Raw genomic sequence first — 11,545 nt, 5'->3', positions numbered from 1 at the left:
CCATGGCCCGGATTGTCTGCCCTCGCTGTGATATGCACCCCAATATCTGTGTGTGCGCAGACTGCGAACCGGTGCCGAACCGCCAGCGCGTTATTGTCCTGCAGCACCCCACCGAAGTCGGCCACGCCAAGGGCACGGTGAGGGTATTGCGCCAGTGCCTCGAACAACTGGAGGTGCTGGTAGGCGACACGCGCGAATCGTTTGCCCGGCAGGGGCTGGAGCAAATGCTGTCTGCGGGCCGGACCGGGCTGCTGTTTCCTGCCCCGGACAGCCAGCCGGTAGACAGCAGCGCTGCCAGCAACATTGACCAGTGGCTGGTTCTCGACGGCACCTGGCGTAAAGCCGCCAAACTGCTGCACCTGAATCCGCAGCTGCGCCAGTTGCCCGGCTTTCGCTTCGCTGATCCACCGGAGTCCCGATACCGTATTCGAAAGGCACCCAGAGCAGGCCAACTGTCTACGGCAGAAGCCGTCGGCCATCTCTTGCAAGCGGCCGAACCGGAGCTCGATACCGGTCCGATATTCAGGGCCCAGGAGGCCCTGGTAAACAAGCTGCTGGCATTTGTGCCCGTCGAACATGGAGGCCAAGCCGATGAAAACAGCAGACCTCAGTACTGAAGATACTTCCCGCGTCATCGAGATGGCCTGGGAAGACCGGACGCCGTTCGAGGCCATCGAATCCAGCTTTGGTCTGGCGGAAAAAGACGTGATCGCGCTGATGCGTCGTGAGCTGAAACCGCGCAGTTTCCGGCTGTGGCGCCAGCGCGTTGCCGGGCGCAAAACCAAACACTCACGTTTGCGACCAGCCGGCATAACCCGAGCCTACTGCCCGACCCAGTACAAACACGGGTGACGCGCCGGCTCGATTTCGTTATGTTGACCGCATTACGTTCATCAACGGTATGGGTTTATGGCCTGGATTTCCGACAAAGCAACCTCGAACCAGCTGAAAGAGCACAGTAACAACGTTCGCCCGAACGATCTTGAGAGCCTGCTCGGGCGGCAGCAAGCCATTGAGGAAAAAGTCAAAGGCAGCGGCCGGTTACGTCGTTTCTCAACCGACATCAAGCTGATGTTTTCCCTTATTCGGGATTACTGGAATGGCCGCTACCGCGCCATTCCGTGGAAGTCCATCGCGGCGGTCGCCGGGGCCTTGCTTTACGTCCTGAATCCGTTGGATCTGATTCCGGACCTGATTTTCGGTTTCGGGCTACTGGACGATGCAGGCGTGGTCGCCCTGTGTCTGAAACTGGTGGAATCCGACCTGCATCGCTACGCCGCCTGGAAGGAACATCAGCAGGCCACCGCGAAGACACCATCTGACAATTGATTAATAATCAATCAGGGCGTAATCTCACATCCCTTTGACGATTTACCTGCACAGTTCTGGAGTTACTGTGGATTTTGCCACTCTTATCGGCCTTGTCGGCGCCATTCTGCTCATCGCTTCCGCCATCATTCTGGGCGTGTCGCCCGGCGTGTTCATCAACCCGGCCTCGCTGCTGATTGTGGTTGGCGGCACCCTGTTGGTGGTGCTGGCAAAATTCAGCCTGGCGCAATTCTTCAGTGCCTTCAAAGTGGCGGCCCGTGCCTTCAAGTTCAAGCTGCCGGAAACCCAGGCCAGCATTGAGGAGCTGGTCGATATTGCCAACGTGGCCCGAAAAGAGGGTGTGCTGGGCATTGAAGGGCGTGAGGTCAGCAGTCCTTTCCTGGCCTCCGGCATCCAGATGCTGGTCGACGGCCAGGATGGCAGAACCATCAAGCAATTGTTGGACAAAGAGCGCCTGATGACGCTCGATCACAACCGCTCCGGCGCCAAGGTATTCACCGCGATGGCAGACGTTGCGCCAGCAATGGGCATGATCGGCACCCTGATTGGCCTGGTGCAGATGCTGTCAAACATGGAAGACCCCAAATCCATTGGCCCGGCCATGGCGGTAGCGCTACTCACCACCCTGTACGGCGCCATGATCGCCACCATGATCGCGACCCCGATTGCCGACAAACTCTCGCTGCGGATGACCGAAGAAGCGCGTATGCAATCGCTGTACATTGATGCACTGGTGGCTATCCAGGAGGGCACCAACCCGCGCATCATCGAACAGATGCTTTCCAGCTATCTTTCCCCGAAAGAGCGCGCCAGAAACGGCGACCCGGAAACCGCGAGCGGCTGATCATGGACGACTTGCCAGAAGAGGAAAAACCGGGCATTCCGGCCTGGGTCGTCACCTTTGCCGACCTGATGTCGCTGCTGATGTGTTTCTTTGTGCTGCTGCTGTCTTTCTCGGAGATTGATGCGCAAAAGTTCAAACAGATTGCCGGTGAATTGTCCAAGGCCTTCGGTGTTCAGCGCGACGTCCCAACGCTTGAAATCCCCCAGGGCACCAGCCCGATCTTCGATAATTTTTCACCGGCACCGCCCGAGCCCACCGTGGTCAATGAAGTCAAACAGACCACCACCGACCAGCAGCCGGAGGTGCAAACCCTGAAAAGCCCGGAAGAGAAGGCCGTCGAGGAAGCGATCCAGAAAAAGATGGATGCCAACATGGCCCGGATTCTCGAAGTGCTGGAGCCGGCCATCAAGGACGGGCGAATCAACGTTTCGGAGAGCCAGCGGCGCATCGTTATCCGCATTGAGGAAAAAGGCTCTTTCCCGTCCGGCTCGGCGGAACTGACCTGGGAATTTGAAGGCCTGCTGCTGGATATGGCCGAGGTTCTGGCGGATATGCCGGGAGATCTGGCGATCGAAGGCCACACCGACGACGTGCCCATTCGCACTGACCGTTTCTACAGCAACTGGGATTTGTCAGCTGCCCGCTCCGCGGCCGTTGCCAACGTACTTCTGGCCCGTGAACAGGTCAATCCCGATCGTTTACGGGTAACCGGGCTGGCCGATACCGAACCGAGAGTACCGAACACATCCCGCGAGAACCGTGCCAAAAACCGGCGGGTTGAGATTGTCATCGATCTGTCGGAGCCCATGGAAGAACAGGAAATCCGGTTGCGGGAAATGATTGAGCAGGGCACTGAGGAACAGGAGGCGATCATCGGTATTGAAGCCGATAACGCCGCCTCGGGCGAGATCACCTGGTAAACCACTACTCCGAGGGGTATCCGGTCAGCTCCATATAGCCGACACCGGTATGGCTGCCGCCAACCGATACCGGGCTCTCCCAGTAGGGATAGAAGCCTGCATTCAGGTAATCTCCCTCGGGGGCGGCAACCTCCAGTGCGACACCGAACCGGGGCACAGTGATCTGCCAGCGGCGCGGATAGCCTTGCGGGTTTCCGGTGGCGTCGATTGCGAGCTCACCCGGTTTCAGTGCCACCGGCTCGCCCTGCGCCGGAATCCAGGTACCCGAGCGGAAGCCACCCTCGTCTTCCCGCAACCGGAACGCCATCAGCTTGTCGCCCGAATCCAGATGCAGGGCAAACCAGTCCCATCCCTGCTGGCCGGCTTTCAGAAACTGGCTGCTCCACTCCCGGTCAAACCAGCCGGTACCGGTCACCGACAGTGTTTTGCCATCCAGCGTTACCGTGCCTTCGATTCTCAGGTCCACCAGGCTGAAGTACATCGAGCCTTCGCCACTGGCTGATTTGGCACTAAAACCCTGATCACCGTGGGCAACAGGCTCGCGCTGTGGCTGGAGCGCAAGGTCGTAAGACCAGGTATCCGCAGCGACCTTCAGGCGCCAGCCGGGAGTGTCTTTTGCCGGCTGCAGCTGCCAGTGATCCAGCCATACCGAAAACGGTTGCGCGGCTGCCCCGGCGTTCCCCACATCGCCACGGGCCAGTCGTTCGGCGAAGCGATGCTGGCCGTTATAACTGACCGCCGCATGGGCCATCCACGCCGCCTCAAGTGGCCAACGAGCCGCCGCCGGAGGTGTTGTCTCCCGCGCCCGGGGCGTCAGCGCCTGTCGGAACTGGGTCCACTGCAGGCCCAACGGCTCGCCGCTCTGTGTCTGAAGGTTGGCGGTGAGATACCACCACTCGATGCGATGCTGCGGGTGCGGGCCAAAGTCCCCGGGAAACACCAGCCGATCACCCGGGCCCGGCTGCAAAAAATCCACACCGCTGTCGGAATCAGCGCTGCCAGCCAGCCCGGCAAACCCTTCCGGTTCCTGCGGGCCGGTACCTCCGTAGATCAGTGCAACAAACAACACGGCCAGCAATCTCATCGATCCCCTCCGGCAAGCGCATGGGCAGACACCGGTGCCGAGCCAGGCCGGCTCAGCTGGATTCGCATCAGCAGCGCCACACTGATGCCAACGAGCATGTTCAGCACACCCAGCTCCAGCCAGAACACAGGATAGACCGACATGGGCAGCGACCACCCGAACGCCAGCGGGTTGATTCGATGCACCAGCACCCAGGTCAGCCAGACACCCAGCGGCAATGCACAAACCCAGATCGTGCTGGTCAGCGCCAGTGACACCGCGGTCAGCTGGGCCGTCGCCCGGGCACGGGGCAAACCCCAGACCATCAAAAGGCGGAAGTACCAGGCCCGGGTAGACAGGAACACCCAGGCCATCAGCAAAAGCGCAGTCGCAGCCAGCACCAGTGTCAGGGTGGTCATGGCCCGGGTCAGCAGAAACGTCTGATCAAAAATGTCCGTCGCCAGTGCCGTGACCGACTGATTGTCCCTGACAGTCAGCGGGCCAGCCGGCCACGCTTCCCGCAAAACGTCTTTCACCGGTTCGATACCATCGGGGCCGGGCGTAACCGACAAGCTGCGGAACCGGGCCCGGAAGCCTTCAGGCAACAGGCTCGCCAGCAACAGAATTTCCCCGGCAGGCCGGCCATAATCCGGATAAATTGCCAGGATCGGCACCTCAAGGTCACCCGCCTCAAACACAACCCGGACAGTCTCGCCTGTCGTCAGCCCCTGCCTGCGCGCCAACTGTTCGTTCACCATCAGGCCCTCGCCTTCTGACAGCCGCTGCCAGGGTCGATCAACGGCAGACAGCAGGTCCCAGGGCCGCATCAGGTCACTGATCGGGGTCAGGGCAAAGACATCCACTGGAACGGCCGTGCTTGCCTGCGGAGTCCACACATCTGCCCGACCACGGGTAACCTGATGCCATTGCCCGGGCGCGGCCAGCTCCGGCTGCGATGTCAGCAAACCGGGTGCCGTGCCGGCATCAACACCGGGGGGTACCTCAAAGAAGTAATCGGCAGCGAGTCGTTGGCCGAGCCACCGTTCGAACGTGGACTCGAACGTCGTCACCAGAGCATGAACCGCCAGCACCAGCGCCAGGGCAAACTGCAGCGCCACCAAGGGCAGTGCCAGCCGGCGCACCAGAACTGCAAGTTCCTGCCGCCGCCAGCGTTTCAGCGGGTCTTCAGTGCGGGCAGCCAGGGCGCGGGCAACCCCCGCAACCAGCAAGGGTGCCAGCCAGCCGGCCGCCAGAAACACCAGAGCCACGGCCACAAACAACCAGACCAGGCTGGGAGCCAGATACGACACCCCCAGGCCCGTCGCCAGGGCGCCCAGCGCCACGAACAATGGCCAGCGTGAAGGTTGGTCGGTGACTGTGCTCCCGGATGGCCGCAAGCCCGAGAGGCAGGCGACCATCACGACCACCAGCATGGTTGCCGCTGGCACCCAGACATCGTCGCCTCCGCCGGCGTAGAGCGGCCGGTCGAACAGGCCAGTCAGGGCCTGGCCAAAACCTTCCCCCAGCACCCGGGAGAGCAAACTCCCCAGCCACACCCCGGGCAGAATGCAAAGCAGGGCCAGCAACAGGTTTTCAACCAGCAGCAAACGCCGGATGCGGCCATGACTCACCCCGTAACGATGCAATAGAACCAGGCTTTCCCGACGCTGGGCCAGCCCCAGCAAAAACACGCTGCGCACCAGCAACGCGGTAATCAGCAACACCAGCACCCCGAGGGCGTCCAGATTGAGCAGAAAACTGTCACCCAGTTCGGCCGTATCAGGAGCCACGGCAAAGGCCTGAAAACGATAGCCTTCCGGTGGCGGTAACCGGCCGTCTGGCCCCGAAACCAGAAGCACCAGCGAGGACGGCTGCTCGGCGCTGCCAGCGGCAGCTTCACGGATATCAACGAACGGCTGACCATCCAGCTCGCCCTGCCAGGGTGCAGACTGTTGTTCCGGCGTGGTGAAACAATGCCCCGCCAGCGGATCGATACCAACAACGCGACCGCGCCCGGGCAATGACACTTCCAGCCAAGGCATCACACACCATCCCTGGCGACGGAGTGTGACAAAATCCGCTACGGAGACGGGTTGCCCGTCGGTACGCAGTACTTGATTTCGCTCGGCGACCGCCTGCTCGCTCTGTTCAAGGCTGGCCCGTGCCTGGCTGGTGAGGTGGTAAATGCCGGTCCAAAGCATGGTGGCCAGCAGAATCATCACCACCAGAGCCGCCAGCTGCAGCGGATGGCGGCGATAGTGACTGAACAGCGCAGCGCGAGGCGACATAGGAACTCAGGCCCCGCCCCGGTGCCCGAGATCAAGCTGGAACTGGCAGCGGGCCGCCAGCTCCGGATCGTGAGTCGCCAGGATCAGGCCGCAGCCTTGCCGGGCCTGTAAACCGAACAGCTCATCGGCTACGGCTTCAGCGGTTACCCGATCCAGACTGCCCGTTGGCTCGTCGGCCAGAATCAAAGCCGGGCGCACGGCAAACACCATGGCCAACGCAGCCCGCTGGCGCTGTCCCCCCGACACCTGGTCCGGATAGCGCTCACCTAACTCGCCAATGCCCAGCTTGCTGAGCCACTGCTGGCCACTGTCGCCCGCATTGCCAGCCAGGCTGGCCCGCAGCCGGATGTTGTCCAGCAGCGATAAGGCCGGCATCAGGTTGGCGTCCTGAAACACCACTCCGATGCACTGGCGCCGGAGGCCTGCCCAGGCCTGTTCCAATGCCTTGTTCACCGGCGCGCCCTCGCCGGCGAGCGTTTGGCCGGCCACGTGCAAATGGCCGGAATCCGGGCGTTCCAGGCCGCACAGTATGTTCAGTAACGTGCTTTTTCCGGAACCAGATGGCCCCGTCAACGCAAGCGATTGCCCACCGGCAAGGCTCAGATCCAGACCACTCAGCACGGAAACCGTCTGGTCGCCACTTTCAAATGTCTTTGCCAGCCCGGTCACATGAATCAGATCGTTGGCCATGGCTTGCTCCGTTGTTACTCCGGGGTGCCCAGAGGGGCGGCTGCCGAGTCTTTGCGCCGGGCAAGCCATTCCCGGGCCGGTTCCACCCAGGACAGCAGTGCCGGGATCACCAGCAGAACCAGGAATGTCGACAGCCCCAGACCGAACGCGATGGACGTTGCCATGGGGATCAGGAACTGGGCCTGCAACGAGGTCTCAAACAGCAGCGGGGTAAGGCCTCCGATGGTGGTCAACGACGTCAGCAGCACCGCCCGGACCCGCTGCACAGCCGCCTCATTCAGAGCATCTGTTATCCCAAGCCCCTTCTGACGCTGCTGATTGTAGAAAGATACGAGGATAATGGCGTTATTGACCACGATCCCGGACAGGCCAAACAGCCCGAACAGGGAAAGAATAGTCAACTGCAGCCCCATCAGCCAGTGCCCCAGCAGGGCACCGACCAGCGCAAACGGAATAATGGCCATAACAATCAGCGGCAGACTCCAGGACGCAAATACCCAGGCCAGCACGACATACATCAACGCCAGGCCGATGAGCAGGCCGGTTTTCATGTCTTCCATGGTCTGACGCTGGTCGGCGGAGCGCCCTTCAAAGCTGTAACGCACGCCATGGCGACTGGCAATCTCGGGCAAAGGCCCGGCCTGAAGGCTTTCCAGTATCTGATCGGTGGTGGCTACCCGGGTATTGAGCGCCGAGGTTACCTCTACCGCCAGCTCGCCGTCGGCATGACGCAGGGCCTGGAACCCCTGGCGATGGTCCAGGTTCATCACCTGGGTCAGCGGCACAAAACGGCCGTCCGGAATGCGGATGGTCATGCGTTCAAGCGTCGAGTACTGCTCCCGCTGGGCCCTGGGCAACTGCACCCGGACTTCCACCTCATCCCGACCATCCTGATAAATCTGGGCAATACGGCCGTCAAACGCCGCCCGCAACTGCCGGCCCAGATCCACCGTGGTCAACCCCAGCGCCTCGCCAGACGGACTGACCTGGTAAATCAGCTGTTCCCTGCCCCAGGGCATATCGTCTTCAACATCCAGCACACCGGGCAGTGTATTGAGCGACTGGGCCACTTCATCTGCCGCGCGCTTCAGTGCCTCGGCGTTATCGCCCGTCAGCCTTACATTCACATCACGCCCGGGAGGCCCCGCCTGGCGTTCGTTGATGTTCAGAGCATCCAGCCCGGCCGGCAGCGTTAATTGGCTGCGCCACTGGCGAATAAATTCGGCATTACGCACGGAACGGCGGTCTGAAGGCACCAACTCCACCAGAATCGAGCCGAGCTCATCGTCATTGCGGGAACTGCCCCCGGCGCCCTGAGTGGCACCATAGGTGGTTACAGCGTGGCGCACCAGATCCCCCCCCAGGGCCGCCTCCGTTTCATTCAGGGCCCGCTGCATCTCTTTGAGGAAGCGCGCAACCGCGTGCTTGTCGGTGCCGGCGACAAAACTGGCGTTGGCATAGAGCACAGACGGTTCCGGGGTCGGGAAAAAGTTGAAACCCAGCCGACCGCCAGCCAGCAGCCCCACGGTCAGGATCGCCAGTGCCAGTGCCGAGGCGACGGTCATCCCCCGATGCTTCAGGCTGTACCGGGAGAAGCGGCGGAACGGGCCATCACGAAAGGCATCAAACTTCTGTTCAAAGCCTTGCCGCAGACGCGTCATCGGGTTCGGCCGGCGGGCAGCCGGCTGCCCGCCGTTCTTGCGCACAAACGCATGGCGCAAGTGCGCTGGCAGCACCACGAAGCACTCCAGCAGCGAAGCCACCAGCACGCAGATCATCACAATGGGGATATCACCAAGAATGTTGCCGATAACGCCACCCACCACCAGCAGCGGCATGAACGCCGCTACCGTGGTCAAAGATGAGGCCAGTACCGGCCAGACCATGCGTTTGGCCGCGCCCTCGGCGGCGTATATGGACGGCTCGCCCATGCGGGCATGGGCATCGGCATCCTCGCCCACCACGATGGCGTCATCCACGATCACCCCCAGAGCCATGATCAGGGCAAACAGGGAAATCATATTGATGGAGCCGCCAATCAACCAGAGCATACCCAGGGCAGCAAGAAACGCTGTTGGAATACCAACGGCAACCCAGGCCGCAACGCGGCCCGGCAAAAACAGATAGAGCAGGCCGACGACCAGCACCAGACCGCCAAGACCGTTGTTCACCAGCAGGGAAATGCGGTCTTCGATCAGTTGCCAGGTTTCGTCGTAGACCTTGATGTCCATGGTCGTTGGCAGGGTCGGGCGCGTATCTTCAAGCCATGCCTCAAAAACCTGGGCCGCCGCCAGGGAATTGCCGTTTTCAGCCCGCTGCAGCTGCATTTCCACCGCCGGCATTCCATTGTTTTCGAGTACCGTCTGATTATCACGGCCTTCCTGGCGGATGATGGCAATATCCCCCAGCTGCATCCGGATACGGTCTCCACTCAGCACCGGAATGGTTTCGAACGCCTGGGGGCTTCGGCGCTGCTGCACGGCCCGCAGCTCACGGGTGGAATCCTGCTGGGCCATCATGCCCGCGGGCAAGTCCCGTGACAGTGAAGCCACCCGATCGGCAATCTGCTCCAGCGACAATCCCAGCGATTCCAGACGCTCTACCGGTACATCAATGCTGATCTGCTGCTCCGGCAGGCCGCGCAGGTTAACCCGGTCGATGCCCCGGTCGAGCAATTCGTCCTCAAATCGGTAAATCAGCTGGCGTAACTCGGCACGGTCCACGTCACCATAGACCAGCAACCGGGCCACCGGCTCGTAACGTTCCACACGGGCGACCTGAGGCTCTTCCGCGTCTGACGGCAGGTTGTTGAATTCGTCCACCTGCTGGCGCACGTCATCCACGGCCTGGATCGGATCCGTCCCCTCGTGAAACTCGAGCGTGATCGATGACACGCTCTGGGCCGAGGTGGAGGTCATCTTCTTCAGACCATCAACGCTGCGAAGCCTCTGCTCCAGCGGATCGGTAATACCCCGCTCAACATCTTCGGCCGAGGCCCCGCTCCACACCACGCGGACACTCACCACATCCAGAGCAAAGGTCGGGAAGAACTGGATGTTCATCCGGGTGAGCGCCAGGGCACCTCCCAGCAACATCACCAGCATCACCAGGTTGCCCGCCACCCTGTGATGGACAAAAAAGCCTATGACACCCTGCTTGCGTTTCATGGTGCCGCGGCTCCGTCAGGCTCCGCCAGGGCCACTTTCAGGCCTGTGATGGCATTAGGCAGATGGGTGGTGATCAGGCGCATACCGGGTTTCAGGTCTGCGCTGTCAATCAGCAACCGACGCTCGCCGTTCTCATCCAGGGCTTCACCGATTCGCCGCACGTTCACCCGCTTCATGCGGTCGTCATCCGACATCACATACACACTGTCTGCGCCGTACAGGGCACTGAAAGGCACCGGGATAACATCGTTTCGGGGTGGCCTGCGCAAGACCAGCGGTTGCAGTGCTCCGGGCCGCAATGCTCCGGGGTCGCTCGTCAGCGCCAGTACGGCCTCCGTCCCGGAAGGGTCTGACAAACCGGCAAACCGAACCAGTTCAAATGTCTGGCCAGACTCCCCGGCCGAGGCCGTAAGGGTAGCCCCGTTTGCCAGAGCCCGGGTCAGTTCGTCCAGATACACCTGCGGTACCCGGGCCCGAACTTCCAGCCCCCGGACAGGGTAAATACTCAGCAATGTCTGGTTGGGTGATACCTGATCACCTGCCGCTACTTGCCGCCCCGTGACAATACCGTCGAACGGCGCCCGGGCCACGGCCCGCTCACTGTCCAGTTCAGTGGCGGTCAGGCTGGCCCGGGCCTGGGCCAGCCTTGCCTGCAAGCTTTGCAACCGCGCCGGGTGCTCGGCAATGGCCCGTTCCCGCGTGCGAACGGTGAGTTCTGCGCGAGCCAGAGCGTCTGTGGCCACCTCCAGATTCTCACGGGACGCCAGATTGCGCTCGACCAGCGACTGAACCCGCTCGAACTGGCGGCGGGCATTTTTCAATATCGCCTGTTCACTCTCGAGGGAGAGCTGATCGTTCCGGTATCGCACCCGCTCGGAGCTTACCTGAGCCTCCAGGTCCGCCACCTGGGCTCGGGCCTGCGCGATCACCGGCTCTATGTCCGCAGGGTCCAGCGCCACCAACACATCGCCCTGATTCACTTGCTGACCCTCCCGCACGGGCAAACGGTCTATGCGGCCGGCCAGCGTTGCGGTGATGGTCTGGAGATCCGGCGCAACGACCTCACCATACAGCGACAGCACCGGGGTCGCCGTTTCCGGACGTATTTCCTGAACCTGAACCCGCCAACTGCGTTCTGTGGCGGTAACTTCCGCCGGCTCCGGCCGGGTCGCTTTTAGCAACATGAATCCGGCAATGCCGAGGGCGATGATCAACAGGGGGAACAGTTTTCTGGACATGGACAG

General features: G+C 61.7%; 10 protein-coding genes. 5 read left to right on the top strand and 5 right to left on the bottom strand.

From position 1 onward, the window contains the following. Window positions 1-2 precede the first annotated feature (2 nt). From ACP2AU_RS05160 to ACP2AU_RS05140, 5 genes are all read left to right on the top strand, one after another. Window positions 3-617: a tRNA-uridine aminocarboxypropyltransferase gene (locus ACP2AU_RS05160; protein WP_426375032.1), complete on the top strand. Its 615-nt coding sequence runs from the start codon at window positions 3-5 to the stop codon at window positions 615-617. After that, window positions 592-852, top strand: a complete 261-nt coding sequence (locus ACP2AU_RS05155) for a TIGR03643 family protein (RefSeq protein WP_426375031.1) — start codon at window positions 592-594, stop codon at window positions 850-852. Before ACP2AU_RS05160 ends, ACP2AU_RS05155 begins: the two co-directional genes overlap by 26 nt. Before the next feature lie 57 nt (window positions 853-909). Further along, the gene (locus tag ACP2AU_RS05150) at window positions 910-1,329 is read left to right on the top strand and encodes a YkvA family protein (protein ID WP_426375030.1); all 420 of its coding nucleotides are present in this window, start codon (window positions 910-912) and stop codon (window positions 1,327-1,329) included. A 67-nt stretch (window positions 1,330-1,396) separates the two neighbouring features. Beyond that, the gene (pomA, locus tag ACP2AU_RS05145) at window positions 1,397-2,173 is read left to right on the top strand and encodes a flagellar motor protein PomA (RefSeq protein ID WP_426375029.1); all 777 of its coding nucleotides are present in this window, start codon (window positions 1,397-1,399) and stop codon (window positions 2,171-2,173) included. Between the two features lie 2 nt (window positions 2,174-2,175). Continuing rightward, window positions 2,176-3,093: a flagellar motor protein MotB gene (locus tag ACP2AU_RS05140; protein ID WP_426375028.1), complete on the top strand. Its 918-nt coding sequence runs from the start codon at window positions 2,176-2,178 to the stop codon at window positions 3,091-3,093. A 4-nt stretch (window positions 3,094-3,097) separates the two neighbouring features. Here the strand turns inward: ACP2AU_RS05140 and ACP2AU_RS05135 are convergent, their stop codons facing one another. The 5 genes from ACP2AU_RS05135 to ACP2AU_RS05115 are packed head-to-tail and all read right to left on the bottom strand — an operon-like array spanning window position 3,098 to window position 11,539. Then, window positions 3,098-4,177 carry a lipocalin-like domain-containing protein gene (locus ACP2AU_RS05135; protein ID WP_426375027.1) on the bottom strand — a complete coding sequence of 360 codons (1,080 nt, stop codon included), beginning with the start codon at window positions 4,175-4,177 and terminating at the stop codon, window positions 3,098-3,100. After that, on the bottom strand, window positions 4,174-6,444 hold the full coding sequence (locus ACP2AU_RS05130) for an FtsX-like permease family protein (RefSeq protein WP_426375026.1): 2,271 nt from the start codon (window positions 6,442-6,444) through the stop codon (window positions 4,174-4,176). The genes ACP2AU_RS05135 and ACP2AU_RS05130 overlap by 4 nt, the downstream gene beginning before the upstream one ends. A 6-nt stretch (window positions 6,445-6,450) precedes the next feature. Beyond that, window positions 6,451-7,134: an ABC transporter ATP-binding protein gene (locus ACP2AU_RS05125; RefSeq protein ID WP_426375025.1), complete on the bottom strand. Its 684-nt coding sequence runs from the start codon at window positions 7,132-7,134 to the stop codon at window positions 6,451-6,453. A 14-nt stretch (window positions 7,135-7,148) separates the two neighbouring features. Next, on the bottom strand, window positions 7,149-10,301 hold the full coding sequence (locus tag ACP2AU_RS05120; protein ID WP_426375024.1) for an efflux RND transporter permease subunit: 3,153 nt from the start codon (window positions 10,299-10,301) through the stop codon (window positions 7,149-7,151). Beyond that, window positions 10,298-11,539, bottom strand: a complete 1,242-nt coding sequence (locus tag ACP2AU_RS05115) for an efflux RND transporter periplasmic adaptor subunit (RefSeq protein WP_426375023.1) — start codon at window positions 11,537-11,539, stop codon at window positions 10,298-10,300. Before ACP2AU_RS05115 ends, ACP2AU_RS05120 begins: the two co-directional genes overlap by 4 nt. Between the last annotated feature and the right edge of the window lie 6 nt (window positions 11,540-11,545).

Origin of the sequence: Marinobacter sp. VGCF2001, from assembly GCF_049943275.1 — a bacterium.
Classification (GTDB): Bacteria; Pseudomonadota; Gammaproteobacteria; order Pseudomonadales; family Oleiphilaceae; genus Marinobacter.
This window is presented reverse-complemented; position numbering and strand designations above follow the sequence as displayed.

Bases quoted from the DNA above. Each gene is read 5' to 3' on its own strand.
- ACP2AU_RS05130 (WP_426375026.1), bottom strand. From the start codon at position 6,444: ATGTCGCCTCGCGCTGCGCTGTTCAGTCACTATCGCCGCCATCCGCTG.
- ACP2AU_RS05140 (WP_426375028.1), top strand. From the start codon at position 2,176: ATGGACGACTTGCCAGAAGAGGAAAAACCGGGCATTCCGGCCTGGGTC.
- ACP2AU_RS05115 (WP_426375023.1), bottom strand. From the start codon at position 11,539: ATGTCCAGAAAACTGTTCCCCCTGTTGATCATCGCCCTCGGCATTGCC.
- ACP2AU_RS05155 (WP_426375031.1), top strand. From the start codon at position 592: ATGAAAACAGCAGACCTCAGTACTGAAGATACTTCCCGCGTCATCGAG.
- ACP2AU_RS05160 (WP_426375032.1), top strand. From the start codon at position 3: ATGGCCCGGATTGTCTGCCCTCGCTGTGATATGCACCCCAATATCTGT.
- ACP2AU_RS05135 (WP_426375027.1), bottom strand. From the start codon at position 4,177: ATGAGATTGCTGGCCGTGTTGTTTGTTGCACTGATCTACGGAGGTACC.
- ACP2AU_RS05120 (WP_426375024.1), bottom strand. From the start codon at position 10,301: ATGAAACGCAAGCAGGGTGTCATAGGCTTTTTTGTCCATCACAGGGTG.
- ACP2AU_RS05150 (WP_426375030.1), top strand. From the start codon at position 910: ATGGCCTGGATTTCCGACAAAGCAACCTCGAACCAGCTGAAAGAGCAC.
- ACP2AU_RS05125 (WP_426375025.1), bottom strand. From the start codon at position 7,134: ATGGCCAACGATCTGATTCATGTGACCGGGCTGGCAAAGACATTTGAA.